Origin of the sequence: Arthrobacter globiformis (assembly GCF_030817195.1) — a bacterium.
In the GTDB taxonomy this organism is placed as follows: Bacteria; Actinomycetota; Actinomycetes; order Actinomycetales; family Micrococcaceae; genus Arthrobacter; species Arthrobacter globiformis_D.
The window spans coordinates 2,755,796-2,774,158 of record NZ_JAUSYZ010000001.1 but is presented as its reverse complement, the minus strand read 5'-3'; the positions used below and the strand labels follow the sequence as shown (position 1 = coordinate 2,774,158).

19 protein-coding genes and 2 pseudogenes are annotated in these 18,363 nt (G+C 61.3%); 10 read left to right on the top strand and 11 right to left on the bottom strand.

Features of this window, described 5'->3' with window-relative positions; genetic code table 11:
• Positions 1–21: 21 nt before the first annotated feature.
• Together QF036_RS12550 and QF036_RS12545 are read left to right on the top strand one after the other, a co-directional pair.
• Complete coding sequence (locus tag QF036_RS12550) at positions 22–279, top strand: GntR family transcriptional regulator (RefSeq protein ID WP_307102268.1); 258 nt, start codon at positions 22–24, stop codon at positions 277–279.
• 38 nt (positions 280–317) lie between these two features.
• A complete protein-coding gene (locus QF036_RS12545; protein WP_307102266.1) occupies positions 318–689 on the top strand; it encodes an FCD domain-containing protein in 372 nt (123 codons plus the stop codon).
• A 1,597-nt stretch (positions 690–2,286) separates the two neighbouring features.
• On the opposite strand, the gene QF036_RS12540 is transcribed toward QF036_RS12545, so the two are convergent.
• Positions 2,287–2,793: a COG4315 family predicted lipoprotein gene (locus QF036_RS12540; RefSeq protein WP_307102265.1), complete on the bottom strand. Its 507-nt coding sequence runs from the start codon at positions 2,791–2,793 to the stop codon at positions 2,287–2,289.
• Positions 2,794–3,412: 619 nt separating this feature from the next.
• Between QF036_RS12540 and QF036_RS12535 the strand changes: the two genes are divergently transcribed.
• Both QF036_RS12535 and QF036_RS12530 read left to right on the top strand, forming a co-directional pair.
• Entirely contained in the window at positions 3,413–3,826 is a 414-nt protein-coding gene (locus QF036_RS12535) for a hypothetical protein (RefSeq protein ID WP_307102263.1), read from the top strand.
• 288 nt (positions 3,827–4,114) lie between these two features.
• Positions 4,115–4,333 carry a hypothetical protein gene (locus QF036_RS12530; protein WP_307102262.1) on the top strand — a complete coding sequence of 73 codons (219 nt, stop codon included), beginning with the start codon at positions 4,115–4,117 and terminating at the stop codon, positions 4,331–4,333.
• On the opposite strand, the gene cspE is transcribed toward QF036_RS12530, so the two are convergent.
• Positions 4,330–4,533 carry a transcription antiterminator/RNA stability regulator CspE gene (gene cspE, locus QF036_RS12525; protein WP_104046164.1) on the bottom strand — a complete coding sequence of 68 codons (204 nt, stop codon included), beginning with the start codon at positions 4,531–4,533 and terminating at the stop codon, positions 4,330–4,332. The two genes, QF036_RS12530 and cspE, sit on opposite strands and share 4 nt — an antisense overlap.
• Positions 4,534–5,250: 717 nt before the next feature.
• Between cspE and QF036_RS12520 the strand changes: the two genes are divergently transcribed.
• On the top strand, positions 5,251–5,745 hold the full coding sequence (locus tag QF036_RS12520; protein WP_307102260.1) for an FBP domain-containing protein: 495 nt from the start codon (positions 5,251–5,253) through the stop codon (positions 5,743–5,745).
• A gap of 791 nt (positions 5,746–6,536) precedes the next feature.
• Positions 6,537–7,058, top strand: a complete 522-nt coding sequence (locus tag QF036_RS25325) for an Ig-like domain-containing protein (RefSeq protein WP_373460291.1) — start codon at positions 6,537–6,539, stop codon at positions 7,056–7,058.
• A 552-nt stretch (positions 7,059–7,610) separates the two neighbouring features.
• On the opposite strand, the gene QF036_RS12505 is transcribed toward QF036_RS25325, so the two are convergent.
• Positions 7,611–8,759: a GGDEF domain-containing protein gene (locus tag QF036_RS12505; protein ID WP_307102255.1), complete on the bottom strand. Its 1,149-nt coding sequence runs from the start codon at positions 8,757–8,759 to the stop codon at positions 7,611–7,613.
• A 542-nt stretch (positions 8,760–9,301) separates the two neighbouring features.
• On the opposite strand from QF036_RS12505, the gene QF036_RS12500 reads away from it, so the two are divergent.
• The 3 genes from QF036_RS12500 (at position 9,302) to QF036_RS12490 (ending at position 10,464) form a co-directional block, all read left to right on the top strand.
• Positions 9,302–9,448: a hypothetical protein gene (locus QF036_RS12500; protein WP_307102254.1), complete on the top strand. Its 147-nt coding sequence runs from the start codon at positions 9,302–9,304 to the stop codon at positions 9,446–9,448.
• Between the two features lie 347 nt (positions 9,449–9,795).
• Complete coding sequence (locus QF036_RS12495; protein ID WP_307102252.1) at positions 9,796–10,095, top strand: YegP family protein; 300 nt, start codon at positions 9,796–9,798, stop codon at positions 10,093–10,095.
• Positions 10,096–10,215: 120 nt separating this feature from the next.
• A complete protein-coding gene (locus QF036_RS12490) occupies positions 10,216–10,464 on the top strand; it encodes a hypothetical protein (RefSeq protein WP_307102250.1) in 249 nt (82 codons plus the stop codon).
• A 237-nt stretch (positions 10,465–10,701) separates the two neighbouring features.
• Here QF036_RS12490 and QF036_RS12485 read toward each other — a convergent pair.
• Together QF036_RS12485 and QF036_RS12480 are read right to left on the bottom strand one after the other, a co-directional pair.
• Positions 10,702–10,803, bottom strand: a pseudogene (locus tag QF036_RS12485) (DUF4193 family protein); the annotation flags it as partial.
• A 208-nt stretch (positions 10,804–11,011) separates the two neighbouring features.
• Positions 11,012–12,178: an IS30 family transposase gene (locus tag QF036_RS12480; protein ID WP_373460289.1), complete on the bottom strand. Its 1,167-nt coding sequence runs from the start codon at positions 12,176–12,178 to the stop codon at positions 11,012–11,014.
• A gap of 92 nt (positions 12,179–12,270) precedes the next feature.
• Between QF036_RS12480 and QF036_RS25320 the strand changes: the two are divergent.
• A pseudogene (locus QF036_RS25320) lies at positions 12,271–12,390 on the top strand (recombinase family protein); the annotation flags it as partial.
• A gap of 884 nt (positions 12,391–13,274) precedes the next feature.
• Here the strand turns inward: QF036_RS25320 and QF036_RS12470 are convergent.
• The 6 genes from QF036_RS12470 to QF036_RS12445 form a co-directional block, all read right to left on the bottom strand.
• Entirely contained in the window at positions 13,275–14,030 is a 756-nt protein-coding gene (locus QF036_RS12470; RefSeq protein WP_307102246.1) for an SDR family oxidoreductase, read from the bottom strand.
• A 50-nt stretch (positions 14,031–14,080) separates the two neighbouring features.
• Entirely contained in the window at positions 14,081–14,314 is a 234-nt protein-coding gene (locus QF036_RS12465) for a hypothetical protein (protein WP_307102244.1), read from the bottom strand.
• A 255-nt stretch (positions 14,315–14,569) separates the two neighbouring features.
• Positions 14,570–14,950 (bottom strand): nucleotide disphospho-sugar-binding domain-containing protein, encoded by a 381-nt coding sequence (locus tag QF036_RS12460; protein ID WP_307102242.1) that lies wholly within the window; start codon positions 14,948–14,950, stop codon positions 14,570–14,572.
• A 969-nt stretch (positions 14,951–15,919) separates the two neighbouring features.
• The gene (locus tag QF036_RS12455) at positions 15,920–16,363 is read right to left on the bottom strand and encodes a carboxymuconolactone decarboxylase family protein (protein ID WP_307102240.1); all 444 of its coding nucleotides are present in this window, start codon (positions 16,361–16,363) and stop codon (positions 15,920–15,922) included.
• A 101-nt stretch (positions 16,364–16,464) separates the two neighbouring features.
• Positions 16,465–17,208, bottom strand: a complete 744-nt coding sequence (locus QF036_RS12450) for an SDR family oxidoreductase (protein ID WP_307102238.1) — start codon at positions 17,206–17,208, stop codon at positions 16,465–16,467.
• A 360-nt stretch (positions 17,209–17,568) separates the two neighbouring features.
• A complete protein-coding gene (locus tag QF036_RS12445; protein ID WP_307102236.1) occupies positions 17,569–18,315 on the bottom strand; it encodes an SDR family oxidoreductase in 747 nt (248 codons plus the stop codon).
• Between the last annotated feature and the right edge of the window lie 48 nt (positions 18,316–18,363).

The following is an 18,363-nucleotide window of genomic DNA, read 5'->3' as shown; positions in this document are numbered from 1 at the left end:
ACCTCCCTGACGGGCAAGGTCATGAACAGAGTGCGAGCCGCGGTCATGTCCGGAGAGATGAAGCCGGGCGAGGTGTATTCCGTGTACCAACTGGCGGAGACCTTCGACATCTCCCGCTCCCCGGTCCGTGACGCTATGCTGCGCCTGGAGGAGGCCGGCCTGGTTCGGTTTGAACGCAATAAAGGGTTTCGGATCGTTCAGCCCCGCCCGGAAGACGTCGCAGAAATATTCGCCGTTCGGCTGGCGCTGGAGGTCCCTCCGCACGCCGCGCAGCCCTGAACGCGTCAGAACAACTCGTCCTGGCGCTCCGTCAGGAAATGACGCAGATGCTTGACGCCACGACCGCAGACGACGAGACGCGGTTCTTCCAGCACGATCAGCGCTTCCACGACCTCATCATCCAAGCCTCCGGAAACCACAGAATCCGGGAGATAATCAACCGGCTGCGAGCGTCAACGCGGATACTGGGCGCGTCAACAGCAGGCGTTGACCGCACCCTCGTGGACACTGCACATGAGCACGATCCAGTCTTCGATGCCATCACGCGGGGCGAGGGGGAGGCGGCAGCGGCCGCTATGCATGCCCACCTCTCCCATACCGGACGGCTCCTCGTGCAGCAGAACGTCAAGAAACTGGGCCTTGACCTCGACGCTGACGAAGTGTGGGAACGCATCACAACGTCCTACTGACCCACTTTGGGCTCAGGTCTGTGGCACGAACGTATTTTGATGAGGTGCGGCGTGTCTCACCCAACACTAGATTATTGGCACTCTGTAGTGCCTCGGGCGCGGACGGACTTTTCCAGAACACGTCTTGCAACCCTTCGGACACGAGACGTCTCACCCTACCTGCCGTCGCCTCAACTGCACGGATCCATTTTCTGGCCCATGGGGTGAGTGCGACTGCAACCTGCTAAACGAACACTCAACGGCGACCACGGTCTGCCCATCACGACACCCCACAGAATTCAGGGTGTTGCACTCACCACCTGAACTCGCGCGGTGCGTGCATCGCTAGTTACAAGACACCTGACACAGGCACTGAGGGGTCAGCATGCTGCTGCCATCAATCGCTGATAACAGCGCATATGAAACCGAGAACCGGCGAAGCGCACCCAATGCGATGCGCGGAGTGCCGACCGCTGTTGGGTTCTTAGCGGCTAAGGGTGCTTCGGCGCGTCTCACCATTCCGTCATGTAGTCATCCAACAGGCTGGCCATGGACGAGTATGAAAGATCAGCGAGGCGGCAGGCACGTCAACTCGGGACATCGCGCCAAGAATCCACACCCTCATGTAGTAGACGCCGAAAGCAACCATGAACAGGTGTATCGACGGAAAAACCGTGGACCCGGGGAAGAAAGGCGGTGTGAGCTTCGTGGGCTCCGTATGCGGCGACGTTGGTTCCCGGTCGGGCACGGTAACCCGTATCAGAGTGCTTGCTGGTGTCCGGGGGCCACAATTCCCTACCGGTTGGGCACAAGTCACGTCGCTCTCCCCCGGACCCAACATGAAGAAGCAGAACAGCCGCCACGAACCGAGAAGGAGAAGCCAGGTGAACAAGCAACCACCCAGACTCAGGTCATGTCGCCTCAGGCAGTCACGTCCATGAACAGGTAACAAGCACCAAAACCGCCGGCCACACCAACGGCCACCAATGAAAAAGGCCCCCGAAGGGGCCCTTCACAACACAATACGTGCACACTCAGAGGCTACTAAGCCCCTGAACAGGGAAAACACGTGCCCGAGGTGGGACTCGAACCACGCTCCTCCCCTCGCAAAACCGCCACTTCCCCAAAAACCTCCCCAATCCGGACCGGTCCGACGCCGGTCCAAACGAATCCGAAGCCCCAGGTGTGCACATTGTGCACACCCTCTTTTTTGACCACTTTGCTGCACGATCCAGAGCGGCGTAGCAGCTGTTTTGACCCGACAAGTCGTGTATGCGGCGCGCCTTCATTCGGCCCGTTGTTACCAGTGCCGGCCTGATGATCGGCTTTCGGCACGCTGCCTGAAACCCGCGCACGAGGCAAGTCGCGGGCGGAAATCAACAAGTAATGGCGTTGCATCTCCTTCGGACATTTCATGGCGCAAAGAATGAAAACGTGGAGGCTCGGCACCCCGGATCCGCTCGGAACCGCTGCACATCGCCCTTACTCTCTATGTCGAACCGACGATTCCCGCTTCAGAATAAGGCGCTACTAGTGCCTGGAAAGGGGCCGTCCATGTCCGGAATCTGGCTTCCGGACGGCAGCCCAGCGGCCATACCGGGCCTAATTCCGTCTCCGGCTACTTCAACATTTGACCGGACGGGCTGACCAAATACCACGCGTTGTTGACGCCCTGGCCGAGGATGTCCCCCGCCTTCGTGTCCTTGGCATAGTGGTAAACCGGCATGCCGTTGAGCGTGATCTGCTTCAAACCGCCAGCTGCGCTGATGGTACCCACTGTGCCTGTGATGCCTTCCACTTTGGGTGCATCCGAGCCTGTCGTGACCGCCGGCCATGCCGCCGCGCAGGCGTCCTTGCAGGCACTGGTGGACGAATTCTTGACGTCCTTCGTGAAGAAATAGACGCTTTTCCCGTCCTTGTCCACCACGATCGGGCCCGCCGCTGAGGTGGCGGTCTTGAGCTCCACGTCCGCTGCCGCAGTAGTGGACACACCCGGTGCCGGAGCGGTGGCAGACGCCTGCGGTGTACCTGTGGTGGGACTTGTGGAGCCGGGGTTGCCGCCGCAGCCACCAAGCGCCGCAGCCAGAGTAAGCACCGAGAAGCTGATGCGCAGTTCCTTTTTCATGTCTGCTCCTTAGTTGCCGGTGGTGCCTGTACCTATTTTGCTGCTGGCGAGGGCACAATCAACAGATCTCATGGCTAGGCCCAGGAGATCAAGCCCAGAAGGTGTTCTGTTGGATCCAGAAGCGGCGGTGCACGCACCCCCGGCAGGCAGGCCAACGGCCAGGCTGCGTCGATCGCAGTTGCTTCCAACCTTGCAGGACTTGGAGAGTCGGCTACACGACCGGCTTGACCGGACGGAATGAGAGTCAGCAGGGCGGACCGCTCGCTCATTGGTCGCATGGCCGTGATGTCACCGGTGGACCAGTTCATTCTCCACAGCAATGACCCCAGGCAACCCGAAGCTCACGCGCGCTTGCACAAGCGGGCGTGGTCGTTCGCCCAGAGCCGTGCCCGGTCCTTCTACCAGCACCGGCAGGGCTGACGGGACGGATTCGACCCGGACAGGGTTCTTCGCGGAATGGATTGCACTTCTCCGTCGAGTTGGTAGAGGAGTGGCTTGAGCGGGTGAACGCCAGCCACTGGCGCTCGGTTGCTCACCCGCCGCGAGTCGTGGCGAACAGTGCCGTCAGAAGCATGCGCCATTTGGCCATAGGCGGGAAGACGGTCCTCCGCTATTGCCGGTGCTAACCCGACTGCGTGAACGCACCGATCTTCCTGATGTGCCCTCCCGGTGGGACGATTCGATTATGAGCGAGAAAAATGGCGAGAAGCAGACCAATGGTGAACCGGCCCAGCAGCCACAACCGGCACCGGCAACCCAGCAGATGCGCACCGTGGGTCAACGCCGCCGTGACGCAGAAGAGAAACTGGAGGACCACCTCCAAAAAGCCCGCCACAAAGACGATCCCGAACCTGATGAGTCCGTTCCACAGGAGGTTGAAACGGTCGATGGCAGCGACGTCGCCGCCATCCAGAACGATGACGAACTAACCGCCGCTGAGCGCGTGGACCTGATCGCAAACCAGGTGGTCCCCAAAGGCGGGAATAGCGGGGAACAACGCCGGCTGAAACCTGCGCCAGATCCCGAACGGTAACCAGGTTCAGACGGTATGGTCTGGTGCTGGCTGGGAGGCTGGTGCAGGCCCCTCCGGGCTGTGATGCATGGAAATTCTGCCCCAATCTCACTGAGGTTCGGTGCCTTGAGCAAGACTCGTCCACCCTGGACCCGGGGGTCTGCGCCGATCCGCCCGCGCTGATGGCCTGATAGAAGATTGTCCAGGCTTTCCGATGTGGAAACCGTGACCCGTCAGAGAAGTGCCTCATCGCAGCTCCAGCCGGACTGGCACCGTACACGGTACCGACTACGGAAGGAGCCCGGCCCCGTGACCATCGTGGCGGAAACCGATGAATTCATCGTCGGAGTGGATACCATGCCCAGACCCGCCGCTGCTGCTATGGAATTGTTGGACATTCAGAACCGTTGCCCTTTGGCTGGCGGGCCTCCGTTTGTGGTCCTGCGGCTTTGCGTGCGGCAGCGGGGCTGGGTGAAAACAGAGAAGCTGGCCGGTTTGCAGCCGGCCAGCTTCCTGAGAACCACTTAGAGCGGCTGGATGTTCTCCGCCTGCGGACCCTTAGGGCCCTGGGTGACGTCGAACTGAACCTTCTGGTTCTCGTCCAGGGAGCGGTAACCGCTGGATGCGATTGCTGAAAAGTGTGCGAACACGTCAGCGCTTCCGTCGTCGGGGGCGATGAATCCGAAGCCCTTTTCGGCGTTGAACCACTTGACCGTACCTGTTGCCATGCTTTTTTCCTTCACGGGTCGCGGGCCGGATCCGCTTGTCGGATTGCCGTCCCCGCCACTCACATGTTGAGCCTATGTGTCAGTCCCGGTGCGGGCAACAGATTGGTCAAAAAAGCTGAACCTGGATGAAGCGGTCTGCCCCACTGCCCACGGCATAGTCGACCGCTCCACGCGAGCCTCTGGGATCCACTCCTGTCCAACCGCGATCCGCCCCTTCAGGCCTCGCTGCCTTACGGGAAAGACGGCGTGACCTCCCCCGCCACGGACAACAGCTTGACGAAAGGCCGGTTATCGGCGTTCGAAGAGCGCTCTCATTCAACGTGAGAATCGTGCACCTGGCCGCGATTTGTGCGTCCTGCTCCTCGCAACAGGCTCTACGTTTGCAGGGTGGTGGCAGCAACCTTTTGGACAGATTTGGATATGGTTTGGCAGGATATGGGGACCAGGATGATCTGGTGAAGAAGGATGAGAGGACGAGGGCGATGAGTGCGCGGGGGACCTTTGCGGTCGCTGCGGCCATAGTGAGTGAGGTGGCCGTCATGGCCTGCAGTGTGCCCGCTGCTCCGCCCAGCTTCCCCTCGACGCGGAACCGTCCCTAGTTCTTCAGGTCACCAACTGACAAAAGACGTAGATTGCGGTCCCCTTTTCGCGCGCCCGGAAGCTGACACTCCATGACCGTCCCCGCAAGGGGAAACCGTATCGTCGAAAGAGTCAGTCATGCAGGCAATCACGCCGCAACAGATCCGTTCATCCTTTATCAATGCCACCCGTTCCGAGGCAACAAAGCTCACTCTGCCCAGAAGCCTCGATTCCCAGGACTGGGACAACCTGGACTTCCTTGGCTGGCGCGACGAGAAGATGCCGCTTCGGGGGTACTTGGTAGTGCCCGGGCCAAAAGGCGTGACCGGGATTATGCTCCGTGCACCCGAAGGCGGCGCAAAGAAAAATCGCTCCGTGCTCTGCGAGTTGTGCCGGGATGTGTTCTCCAAGGAAGATGTGCTCCTTTGGGTGGCCAAGCGCGCTGGCCAGTCCGGTCGTGACGGGAACACCGTTGGCACGTTGATCTGTGCAGACTTCCTGTGCTGCGAAAATGTGCGAAAGGAGCCTCCGGCCAATGAGATCAACCCGGACCCGGCGGCCGTCGTCCTCCGCCAGATTGAGGGCTTCCAAAACCGCACCGGGCACTTTCTCAACCGGGTCCAGCAAGGCTAGGCGGAGACCAGTCAACAAGCCGGTAAACGGCCTTTATCTCCGGCGCCCGAGAGCGGCGCATGACCCAGATACCGGATGCTTATGAGGTCCGGGGAAGCCTGCCAGACTAACACTGGCAGGCTTCCCCGGAACGAATCTATACGCTTGTCTGCCTACGCATTCCGCGCCTACGGGGCGTGAGCACCTGGCGTTCCGGGTTCGAGAATTTGGCTGTAGGCACGGGTCAGGGCAGCTCAAACTTTCGAGGCACCCGGCCTGAACAACTCCACCATGAAAGAGCCGTAGTTTCGGGATGCCTCCCGAAACTACGGCTGACCTAGCAATGGTAAAAGGCACTCCCCCGCCACTGCACGCCTACCCCCAATTGACGGAATCACCATTATCGGCGTCCAAGGGTCTCCGGAAGAATGGGACTGCAGCCATCCGAACTCAATCATAGGGATCCTCCCTTTGTTGGCGTCCCGTCTAAAGGCATGCGCAGACACCGAAAAGGACCCCGCCCTGCTCCTAGCCCAGTTCGGGGCAGCAGCTGTCCCTGACGGCCCTGTCGATCTGGACCCAGACACCCTGAACGGTCTGAGGGTGTCCATCGAATAGAGCCTGGCAAGCGGCGGCAGCCCGGCTGTACCACTCACCCCCGATGATCCGATGGGTCGGCGCGGAAGGGCGAACATCGAGGCGATTGCAGCCGCAGCCTGCCGTGGTCACCGGCTTGGAAAAGGATCTTGAAAAGATGAGCTGCTTCTTATCGGCTGTCGCTGCATCCAAGAGAATGCAGGTGAGCGTTCCCGCTGAAGAACGCAGTCGGGGCCACGACCCCGGCCGCGGTAACCTACGACCAGGCCACCCGGCGGGCAACACTCGACCCCACCGCCCTGCTCACCCCTAGCACCACCTACACCGCCACCCTGACCGGCGGCACGGCCACCATCCGCGACCTGGCCAATCGGCCGCTGGCCTCAACCAGCTGGCGGTTCACCACAAGCGCCGCGCCGACCGTGACCTCCCGGGCTCCGGGCGTGAACTCGACCGGGGCGCTCCCGACAGCCAACATCACCGCTACCTTCAGCAAGCCCGTCAACGGCGTCGGCACCGCCACCTTCACGCTGAAGAACGCCGCCACCGGCGCGGCGGTGGCAGCCACCGTCACCCGCAACGGAACCACCAACCAGTGGATCCTCAACCCGGCAGCCACGCTTCCGGCCAGCACCAGGTACACCGCCTCCATCACGGGCGGCCCGACGGCGGTACGCGATGTGGCCGGCACTCCCCTGGCCAGCACAGCCTGGAGCTTCACCACCGGCATCCGCTAACCATCCACATCTAACGAAAGCGCCCCCAGGAAGCACCGCCCCGTTCAGATTGCGGGCGGTGCTTCCGCGCGTCCCAGCCACACAAAATTCGGGGCCCCCCTTCATCGCCCACCTCATGAATCTGAACACGGATTGCATTCCCGAGGAACCACGGTGAGCATGGTCGTGCACCTCCTCGCTTTCACATAATCCGGAGGAAGGGCGGTGATCCGGCCGCACCTGGTCAAAGAGGATCAGGCCTGCGCGATCACGTGGTCCACAGGGCGCCAGGGCGAAAATTGTCTGGAGCAAGCACGCCTACCTTGCCGGGCCATTGTTAGCCAGCACCACCTCGACACACTCAGGGAGTCGATGGTGGAGGCATTGCCTACTTCGAACCGCGCACAGCGGCAGAAGGAACGGACGTGCTCGTCCTCCGTCAAGTCTTTTCCCAGGAAGCGCAACTCGGGTCAGGCTTCATCAGCCGGGACAACAACGACCAGACAGCCCACATTCGAACCCTTGCCGCGGAAGCCAGGTGTGCGTGACTGCAACCAAAGTACCGGGGGCGTCTCAGTTCAGGTGGTTCCGGGCGGCGCGGTTTCGCCCGGTTGACTTCGCCCGATAGAGGGCCGAGTCGGCTGATGAGATCATCATTCTCAGATCGGCGGCGCCGGAATTGTTTGTGGCGATCCCGTAGCTGACGGTCGGAAACCGGACGTTCTCCGGGATCTCCACCGCGGCAAAGCGGCGGCTTATTTCCCCTGCTATGGCCTCGGCCCGGTCCGGACCTGCTCCGGGAAGGAAAATAATGAATTCTTCACCGCCGTATCTGCCCACGAGGTCCGTAGACCGGACCGAAGCCAAGCAGGCCGCGGCGAACGCCTGGAGAACTGAGTCTCCCGCAGGATGCCCATACCTGTCATTAACTGCCTTGAAGTGGTCAAGGTCAGCGAGAACGAGTGATGCTGAGGATCTCGTGAAGCGCAACCGACGTACGTCTCCGGCGGCGAGGTTCAGGAAGGTTGTGCGGTTCAGGACGCCTGTCAGGCCGTCCCGCGTGGCACGGGCACTGAGGTCTTTTGTCAGTTGTTCGTGACTGAGCACGGCCATGCTGAAGGACACAACCACAAGGAGGGCCATGGTGAGAAGCGTCGTGGGCGCGGAACCGAAGTAAGTGAGGAAAACGGGCCCTGTCGGACCTTCAGCAAGGAAGACCAGCAACCGGCCGAAGTAGTATGCCGCGAGCAGCCCGGACATGACCGCCAACGGCCGGTGGACTCGGGAGTCGTCGGGTTTTAGCAGCCACAGTTCCCGGGCGGCAAGGCCAATCATCAACGACATCAACGCCAGAAAAACCGGCCCGCCTGACCAGTCGTTGGTGGCCGGATGATCCAGTGCCGAGGCAACCGCGGTGGTGGCCGGCGCCAAGGTCAGCTGCCACCACAGCGGCCGGCTCGTCCTCAAAGAACGGGCGGCGGACCAGACACTCGCAGCGCCGGCAACCAGCAGGGTGTTTCCCAGCGGGTTCGCCCATACCTGCTGCGAGGTTCCGTCAAGAAGAAACGAAGCGGCTCCGAAAAGGAACAGGCCGAGCGCCGTGCACCACCAGGCACTGTACTCCGAACGGGTGTGACGGAACGTCACGACGTAGAAAAGAACCAACAGGGTAAGCGCGATCACCCCGAAAGCGGCACGCAGGGTCGTCGTATCAAGCATCATGGTGGGCCCCCGGTCCGTCATACTCGTGGAACCAGTATGGCACCGCAGGCCGCACCGTGACGCAGCGCAAGGCTCCCGAATACCGCCCTATTCCCTGCCGGCTGGCAAACCTGGTCACGCGCTGTGACCAAGCCTCTCGGGTGGCGGGATCCTTCCCCGCAAACCCGCCCCGACTTTGGCGGTACAAAAGGGCCTCCGGGGAACCCACTGACGGATCTCCGTCGGGAAGGCCCCGGGAGCACCACTGCACGGGCTATTTCCCGTATCTGCCTTCTTGGAGAGATGTTTCCAGGAAGCGTGCGAATTTCCCCTTACCGGGGGCCTCGGTGCCGCTCGCCCATAAACAACAGCTGCCAGCCGACCGGGCGTGGGAGCGCTTGACCACGTGGGCAGGACGGTTCAGCGGAATCCGGCGGGCGTTAGCGTGTCCTGGGCAAACCCTGTCCCGATCCTGCCCGAACAGTGTGGAGCGAAACACTGCGCCTGGCGGTGCACTATCAATCCACAGGAAAATAGAACGACAATGAATGGAGGTGGCCGGAGTGGCAACAAGAGCAGATAAGGCCGACTACCGATACGGCGACTTTTACTGCTTCATGTCACTGGCGGACTTCACCGAATACATCTCGCGTGATGACGACGACATCGAGAGTTGCTTCGCGATCAGCAGCAGCCCTCTGACGGTCTAACCAACCACCGTCCAGGAAACATCAAGGCGAAACGCCTTACTCCCCAAGCTGCTCCGCAGTATGGGCGCCCCACCGCTCGAGCGCGTCCAGCTACGCTTCGGCGGGCGGGGTCCATCTGCTGTTCGAGGAAGGCCGTCTGACTATAGGACCGGCGAAGACATTTTGCTCTTGGTCAATCATCGTGCCTTCGCGTGGCGCCTGGGACACGGCGCTAGGGTAGGGTCACTCGGGACCTTTTGGTGACCCAAAACCTTTTCAAGCTCCCTCGGCAGCCGATAAAGTGAGTGGTCTCAGGCGGTATGCAGACTCCGTCGTTGTCGTCACATTAGACAGCGCGATGGAGCAACATGTCCGGCACTTTGAAGTCTTCGATTCCCCTTGAAGGGGGCTACCGCTTTCGGCTGATGGATGCCGCAGGGAATCACCTGGCAACGTCCGGGGTGTTTCCGACGAAACAGGCAGCGGCGGCAGGAATATTCACCGTACGGGAGGTCGCCGGAACCGGCCTGGTCAGCGACATGTGCGGCGATGAGGCGAAGACATCCGACCCTGAATCCGTCCGACCCATGCGGCAGAGCTCGGAACGGCGCCCACTTCGTATTACCTCTCCACGCGTCCATGCCTGGAGGTGGTCCAAGGCCCACTGAGAAATGCATGGTCGCGCGCCTACTGTGGCCCGGCAAAGGCGCCGGACCACGCCAACCCTTAGCTGCAAGGGCGTCCGCAGCAGGCACCGGAGCCGATCCGGCCGTTCAAAGGGATACCCAGTGGACCCGTCCACCATCATGGCCTACGCCCTCGCGTACTTAGCGACCATGGGCACCGTTTTTGTCATGTTCTTGCCCGCCATCCTCAGCCTGGTCCTGCTCCTCCTCGTAGGTGGGGCCGTCCATCTGGTGATTCTCGTCCTGAGGCTTACTGCCATCGGGCTGTTCAGAAGCGTGAAGGCGCTGACCGGGGGGCTGATCGAAAAGTTCCATCGCCCCGGGAGCGGCAGCAGGCTGGCACACCACTGACATCAGTCATTCAGCCGATTCCGGTGGGTCCACCTCATCGAACCACTGCACGACGGCGTTGCCACCGTAAGCGCGGCTCCCGACTGCCGGGACACGCCATCAATCCACTGTGGATAACCAAGACATACTTTTAAAGGGGGCCCGCACAGCAGGGACATTTCTGCTGGTTGGCAACAAGACCTGAGTCTTGTTCGGATAATCGTCAGTGAGGGGAGCGCTTCTAGTCCATTGCGGGACTTAGCCTTCGCATTCAATGCAGTAGGCGTGGGCGTTCTTTTCCCGCGCTATCTGGGGGCGGTGCCGAACCAGGAAGCAGGAGTAGCAGGTGAACTCGTCGTCCCGTGCGGTCCCCCAAACGGAGCAACCGGCCGTCTCATAACCCTTGGGATACGAGACGTCTCACTGAGCGAGGAATCGCTTCGACGGCGCTCGTCCAATTTCCTTGGAACGGCGCTAGTTGGACGACAGTCGGCGATTCTCGTAACTATGTCGCATAACCTTCTGGTTGAATCGGTGGCGAATTCCAGTGGTGCCTGCAACACCGGATTTAGTTGACTGGGTTCGAGACTAGCTCAGCGAGGACTTCTGCGGGCGTTCGGTAGCCGTGTCGTTTGCGTGGCCGGCGGTTGAGTTCAGCGGCGACGTTTTCGAGGATTCCGGGCCCGTGGAATGACAGGTCGGTGCTTTTCGGGAAGTACTCGCGGAGGAGCCCGTTGGTGTTTTCGTTGCTGCCGCGCTGCCAGGGTGAATGCGGGTCGCAGAAGTAGATCGGCATACCGGTCGCCATCGTGATTTCTTGATGCCGTGACATCTCAGCTCCTTGATCCCAGGTCGTCGATCGGCGCAACTGCTCGGGGAGGGTATTCATCGCGGTGATCATGGCGTCGGCGACGGTGCGGGCAGTATGGTCCTCGGGCAGATGCAGCAACATCACGTATCCCGTAGTGCGTTCGACGAGGGTCCCGATCGCGGACTTCGATGCCGTCGAACCGATGATTAAGTCCCCTTCCCAGTGGCCGGGAACGGCGCGGTCCTCGACCTCTGCCGGCCGGTCAGAGATCATCACCATCTCCTGGAACCGCTGCGGGCGAGGACCCTCCGGCCTTTGCGGGCGCCGACGCACCCGCCCGGACCGCAGCGCCGTCGCAACTTCCAGGCGCAAGGATCCGCGGCCCTGGACGAAGAGGGCCTGATAAATCGTTTCGTGTGACACCTGCATCTCCGGATTCTCCGGATGCTCCACCTTCAGTCGGCCAGCGACCTGTTCCGGGCTGAACCGGTCGGTGAGCATCGTGGTGACCTGTTCCCGTAACGCTAACCCGTCCAGCTTCCGCGGCTTCGGCCTGCGGGCACGAGCCCACGTCTGCTCCTGCGCGAGCGATGGCGAATACCGGTCACTGACGCGGTTCCTCGCGATCTCCCGGCTGATCGTCGACGGAGCCCGGCCCAGGAAGCCGGCGATACGCCGCACTCCATGACCCTGGGCAAGCTGAAACCCGATCTCTTCCCGCTCACGCAACGACAAAAGCCCTGCACGGGGCACACTGAAATCCTGAACCGGTGATGGCAACACCTTCTGATGGTCGCTCAACCACCGGTACGCAGTCGGACGCGACACCCCCGCGGCCCGCGCCGCTACGGCTACCGACAGCCCGGCATCCAGCCCTTCCCAGAACGCTAAACGAACACTCAACGGCGACCACGGCCTGCCCATCGACGACACCCCACACAATTCAGGGTGTTGCACTCACCACCTGAACTCGCCGGTGTATTCATCGTTAGTTATGCGACACATCGGAGCAGCCTGTGCCGAAGCTGATCGGTTATGCCCGCGTTTCGACGCGGCAGCAGTCCATCGACCGGCAGCAGGCGGATCTGCTGGCGGCCGGCGTCAGACGCGATGACCTGTATGTGGATCACGGCGTGGTCGAAGGCGGCGACCCCGCTGCGCAGGTTGCCCGCGATCTCGGAATGTCCCGAGCAACGTTTTATCGAAGGTCCCGAGCACTCACAAGCTAGTCGAGTCGCATCCCCGCTTAGAGCGAGACAAGTGATCAAAGAACGCCGGCAAGGAGTGGATAAAGTCCACAGCCGAAACGGTTCGAAAACCCCCATCTTGAACTGCGATTTAACCGCCATTCTCCGCTAACAGTCACAGGGTGCGAGGTCACGACCGAGGCGGACGTTCCTGAGAACTAGAGTTCATGAGACGCCCCGCGGCGGCGGCGAACGGCCGGGCAGTCCGGTGTGCCTGTGAAAAGGCTGTAGCACGGCATATTGGGGGGCATACCGGGCTACAGCCCCAACCGTACGCCGCGTCCGGCACTGGATGCCAAACGCGGCTCAGGCAAGTCTTCTTGCTCTGTTCCCCCTAGACCTTGGAAAGTGGCGTTTCGCCACATCTGGTCGCAGTCCCCCGGCAGGCAGACACTGCCCGGGGACCGAGTCCGGCGCGGCGGGGACGGCCGATATATAGGCCGTTTGCAGACCTGAGCTTGTTCCCTTCGAGGCAGTTACCAGCAAGCCAATAGATACGAGCCCACGGTCCGTCCCGGTTCCTTGGACACACCCACTACGTAGCTTGGTACGCGTGGGCGGTGTAAGAGGGCCGGGCCCGGGCCTGGCAGCAAGGGATACACCTCAAGGGCCAACCGCGTCTGGCCTAGCCGATCGCACGCATGGCCGCAATACAGCTCGTCGCCTCACTCGCCTGGCCAAAACCCAGCTTTAGCAACACTCCCCAGGCCCCGCATGCTGGAGTGCCGTGGTGGCCAAGGGGAGATTCGATCGAGGCCACCACGGCATGGCAGCTACTGTGCCACGTTCTGAGGCAGCCAGTCCTCGAATCGGGTTTCGAAGATGCGGGCATCATCACTTGGGAGGAGCTCGCGTCCGGTCAGCCGCACGAAGTTGTAGTAGCGTGCATCGGGGTCGGAGATGACTTCGCGTGGATCATTGTGGAAGCTCAAGGCCTTGCGGACAAGTTCGTCAAGGCCAAACTGGTCGGGACCTGCAACCTCGAGAGTGCCGTTCATCGGCTCGCTAACGGCAGCACGTCCCACTGCGCTTGCGACATCGTCTGCTGAGATTGGCTGGATGAGGGCCGGCGACATGCGAATCGTGTCACCCACGGCGCCAGTCTCAGCGATGCTCATCACGAACTCGAAGAATTGGGTCGCGTGAACGATCGTGAAAGGGATGGTGGATTCCTTGATCAGCTTCTCCTGGGCGCTTTTCGCGCGGAAGTACCCGCTTTCCAACAGGCGGTCGGTTCCAACGACTGACAGGGCAACGTGGTGTCCGACGCCCGCTACGGCTTCGGCCGCGAGAAGGTTACTGGTCGAAGTCCTGAAGAAGTCCATCACAGCTTCGTCTTCCCACGATGGCGAGTTGGAGACATCCACGACTACCTGTGCACCCACCAGGACCTCGGCAAGTCCCTCACCGGTAAGGGTATTGACGCCGGAGTTGGGGGAGGCGGCAACAGCCTCGTGTCCATGCTCGGACAACTTTTCAATGAGCTTTGAGCCAATAAGTCCCGTGCCGCCGATTACTACGATCTTCATGATGAGCCTTTCGATTTGTGCCCGTGGCCTGAATGCCGTCCGGTCATCAACTAAGACCGAGCAGACCCAGGATTTGTGACAGCAATTCCCCCCAGCTTTTCCGGATTCATCATCCACAGCACCTGGTTGATTCCCTGAAGTGACCCCGTCACCGTCACGATCGCGAACGGGAACTCTTCGTCATTGCGCGAAAGCACCACAGATGCCTGGCCGTTGGTCTGTATCTGGCTGACCCTGACACCCTCCCAGAACCGGTCTGCAAAAGCACGTATGTACTTGGCCACCCGCTCCCTGCCGAAAACCGGGATCCGCGAAGCCCGCACAACTCCGCCACCGTCCGAGTAGCTGACAACGTCTGCCGCGAAGAGTCGCTCCAAAGTCGAGAGGTCCCCAGTCCGAGCGGCAGCGACAAATGCTTCCAGCAGCCGCTGCTGCTCCTGGCTAGCAACGGGTTAACGGCGCTCCGCCTTAATGCGTTTACGAGCACGGCTAACGAGTTGGCGAGCCGTCGGTTCCGTGGCCTGGATGATTTCGGCGATCTACGGGTACGGGTAATCGAACGCCTCACGCAAAACATAGGCGGCACGTTCGGTCGGCGATAGCTTTTCCAGAATGAGCAGTACCGCAAACTCAAGCGCTTCCGCCCGCTCCGCACCCAAAGCATCCTGGGCGCGAATAGACAGGCCGGCACCGGACTCCGCGACCCGACCGGCTACCAGCGGCTGTTCGGCGCCCTGCGGGATCACCAGCATCGGAACGCCGGCATACATGGCCTCGTTGACGCTGTTCATCCCGCCATGGGTGACGAACAGTGCCGCGCGGGCCAGCACCTCCAGTTGTGGCACGAAGCGGCTGGCCAGGACGTTGGCAGGCAACGGTCCCAGTAGCGCGGGATCGGTCTGCCCGGTGGAGACGACCACCGTCCCTGAGCAGTACACCTAGCGGGGCGAGCGCGTTTGCGAAGGTGTGAAGAAGCTGCGGGACCGGGTTGAAAATCGTGCCCAGTGAGGCGTACAGCACCGGGTCCTGCAGGAGATTGGGCGTGAACGACGGATCGATTGGACGGGCGCCGAGGCTTGGGCCGATGAACCGGTACTACTCGTCGAAGTTCTCGACGTGAGGCTGGAACGCATGGGATGTATAGACGAGGTTGAGCGGCTGGCGGATGTTTCCCGGGTCGAACAGTGGTAACCCGCGCGTGTTGAAGCGGCAGTGTAGCCCCCAGCGCGATCGCAGAGTACCCGTGGAGGCTGCGCGGCCGAGTCATCGCTCCGGCCAGCAGTTTCCCAAGAGCCGCGAGTGGGACTTGGCACGTGCCGGTTGAACGCGAACGTAGTAAAGGACGACGCCGCTGGCACACCGAGTTCGTTGGCGGCGACTGCGCCCCACAAACAAGCGGAGTCATGGACGATAAGGTCCGGCCGCATGCCTCGAAGATCAGTGAGCACAGTCGGCAGCACGCGGACGGCAGTACGGGCATGCCCCTCCAACAGCGTGGCTGGAACGGGCGGATCGGGGGGTCGCTGGTCTCCCCCTGGGTAGAGGCGCACGGTCGCACCAGTAGTGGCAATCGCCTCGCTGAACGCGGCGAGGTGTGGTACGTAACGGAGTGACCGCGACGAACAAGCTCGGCCACGATCGGAAGTGTCGGGTTGACGCGTCCGTGCATAGCGTGGTCAGGAACGCAACCGTACTCCGGCCCACCCTCGTGACGCCCGTCATGGTTCGACGCCTTTCCTGGCCGTGAACACTGCCAGTGGCGCTCCTGCTGACGCGGAAGCGCCACTGTAAGGTTGGCCTTCGGCCCGTGACTTCATGATCCACGTTCCCTACCATGAATGGGATTGGTTCACTGACGACTCCCCGGGCGTACCGCTGGATGCCCGAGTTCAGTTGCGGACATCGTAGTGGCTGGAGATTGCCACCCGGTTGAACGCGTTGATTGTGATTGCCACCCATTCCACTGCGGCTATCTGGTCGTCGTTGAGTGCTGCCAGTTCGTCTTGGGGCAGGGTCAGCCGGTCGGAGATCAGGGTTGTGCTCTCTGCGATGGCAAGGGCATGTCTCTCTTCTGGGGTGAAGTACCCGGTATCCCGCCAGGCGGGCAGGACGGCGAGGCGGTCCTGGGTTTCGCCGTGGGAGATGGCGTCGCGGATGTGCATTCTCAGGCAGAACGCGCAGCCGTTGATTTGGGAGCAGCGAATCTTGACGAGCTCGATGAGGAGGGGTTCCAGACCTGAAGCGGCGGCCGCGGCCGAGGACTCGTCGTTTAGGAGCAGCAAGGTCTTGTAGGCCGCTGGGACGGCCTGGTTCAAGCGAATGTGATGTCCCATGGCGGTCTGCTTTCAGAATGTATTGCCTTGCATCGAAAAAATGCTGGGAGCGGGGGCGCCCCTCGACGCCTTCCGTGATGAAGGACACCCGCGCTGTCCGGCTACTGCTGGTTCAGCCATTCTTCGAAGCGGGTGTTATAAATGGTCGCTTCGTTGCCGGGGAGCAGTTCGCGATCCTGGAGCAGGGCGTTGAAGTAGCGTGCGTTGGGGTCGGTGACGACCTCGCGGGGGTCGCCTTGGAAGCTGAGGCCCTTGCGGATGAGCTCGTCGAGACCGAATTGCTCGGGGCCGGCGACCTCGATGGTGGCATTTTGTGGATTTCCGACGGCGGTAGAGGCAACAGCGGTCGCTACGTCCTCAGCGGCCATGGGCTGAATCAGCGCGGGTGACAGACGAACGGTGTTTCCGTCGGTCGCGGCCTGTGCGATGCTCTTGACGAACTCGAAAAACTGCGTCGCATGGACAATGGAGTACGGGACACCTGATTCCTTGATGAGCTTCTCCTGGGCGATTTTCGCCCGGAAGTAGCCGCTTTCGGCCAGACGCTCGGTGCCGACGACCGACAGTGCGACGTGGTGGCCGACATCGGCTTCCTTCTCCGCGGCGAGCTGGTTGCGGGTGGAGGTAGTGAAGAAGTTCAGCACAGCTGCATCTTCAAACGAGGGCGAGTTCGACACGTCGACTACAGTGTCGGCTCCCTGCAGCACGTCCGCGAGGCCTTCGCCGGTGAGGGTGTTCACACCCGAGTCAGGGGAAGCGGCCACTGCTTCGTGTCCGTGTTCGCCGAGCTTGTTGACCAGTTTCGACCCGATGAGTCCGGTTCCGCCGATAACTACGATCTTCATGATCTTCCTTCCGATAAGTGACGCAGAGGGATGCAGTGACATCCGTCCACCAGCTATGACCATGTACCAACACAATCTGTGACGGCCTGAGGAAGATTGCTTCATCCGCGTCCGGGTACTGCGTCATAGTGGGTGCCGTTGACAGGCTCACAATGGGACGCCATAGGTCAGGTGCCAACCCTTGTAACGCCCGGAGAGATGGTCCGGGTTCAACGCGGTGAATTCCAGCCTGCGGTCATGCTGCGGCCGAGCTAGCCGATGTCCTGGCTATGGTGTCCGGAGCTGGGTAGCGTCCGTTAATCGGGAGAAACGCTGCTGGCGAAATCTCCTATAGTCGCGGAGACGTAGCTACAGGCCGTGCTATGACGTCAAGTTCAGCCACTCCTTGAGGGTGATGTCCCCGATGCGGGTTTCACCGACGGGAACGATGCTTGTCTCTTCGATCGGTATACCGAAGTAGCCGGCTTCGGTATCAATGACCACTGGGCGGGAATCATTGCGGGCCGCGAGAACCCGACCCACGAATTCATTAAGTCCTGTGCGCTCAGGGCCCGCCATTTCAAGGACGCCGTCAATCGCAGGCGAGACCGCCGTCTCCGCCACAATGCGAGCAACGTCTGCAGCAGCCATCGGTTGCATCAGGTGACTTGTCACATAAACCGACCCGCCGCTTGTTCCGGCGTCAGCGATCATCGGGATGAACTCGAAGAATTGAGTGGCCCGCAGAATGGTGTACGGCACTCCGCCTTCTCTAACAGCCTTCTCCTGCGCAGTCTTTCCGGCAAAGTAGCTGACGGCCCCGATACGGTCGGTTCCAACGACGGACAGAGCCACATGATGTCGCACGCCTGCCTTTTTCTCGGCGGCGAGAAGATTGTGAGATGAAGTGGAGAAGAAGGGAACGACTACCTTCTCATCGAAATCGGCGGTGTTCGTCAGGTCGACAACTACGTCCGCCCCCGCCATCGCCTCATCCAATCCCTGGCCGGTCACCGAATCCACCCCGGTGGAAGGGGACGCCGCTATCGCCTCATGGCCCTGACTGCTTAGAATCTCCACAACCTGCTTGCCGATCAGGCCAGTGCCGCCGATAACAACGATCTTCATGATGATCTTCCCTTTGATAATGGCTTAGCGGAATGTAGTGACATTCCG

Excerpts from the sequence above, each read along its gene's own strand:
- QF036_RS12550 (WP_307102268.1), top strand. The coding sequence starts at position 22 with ATGAACAGAGTGCGAGCCGCGGTCATGTCCGGAGAGATGAAGCCGGGC.
- QF036_RS12545 (WP_307102266.1), top strand. The coding sequence starts at position 318 with ATGACGCAGATGCTTGACGCCACGACCGCAGACGACGAGACGCGGTTC.
- QF036_RS12540 (WP_307102265.1), bottom strand. The coding sequence starts at position 2,793 with ATGAAAAAGGAACTGCGCATCAGCTTCTCGGTGCTTACTCTGGCTGCG.
- cspE (WP_104046164.1), bottom strand. The coding sequence starts at position 4,533 with ATGGCAACAGGTACGGTCAAGTGGTTCAACGCCGAAAAGGGCTTCGGA.
- QF036_RS12520 (WP_307102260.1), top strand. The coding sequence starts at position 5,251 with ATGCAGGCAATCACGCCGCAACAGATCCGTTCATCCTTTATCAATGCC.
- QF036_RS12505 (WP_307102255.1), bottom strand. The coding sequence starts at position 8,759 with ATGATGCTTGATACGACGACCCTGCGTGCCGCTTTCGGGGTGATCGCG.
- QF036_RS12495 (WP_307102252.1), top strand. The coding sequence starts at position 9,796 with ATGTCCGGCACTTTGAAGTCTTCGATTCCCCTTGAAGGGGGCTACCGC.
- QF036_RS12480 (WP_373460289.1), bottom strand. The coding sequence starts at position 12,178 with ATGGGCAGGCCGTGGTCGCCGTTGAGTGTTCGTTTAGCGTTCTGGGAA.
- QF036_RS12470 (WP_307102246.1), bottom strand. The coding sequence starts at position 14,030 with ATGAAGATCGTAGTAATCGGCGGCACGGGACTTATTGGCTCAAAGCTC.
- QF036_RS12455 (WP_307102240.1), bottom strand. The coding sequence starts at position 16,363 with ATGGGACATCACATTCGCTTGAACCAGGCCGTCCCAGCGGCCTACAAG.
- QF036_RS12450 (WP_307102238.1), bottom strand. The coding sequence starts at position 17,208 with ATGAAGATCGTAGTTATCGGCGGAACCGGACTCATCGGGTCGAAACTG.
- QF036_RS12445 (WP_307102236.1), bottom strand. The coding sequence starts at position 18,315 with ATGAAGATCGTTGTTATCGGCGGCACTGGCCTGATCGGCAAGCAGGTT.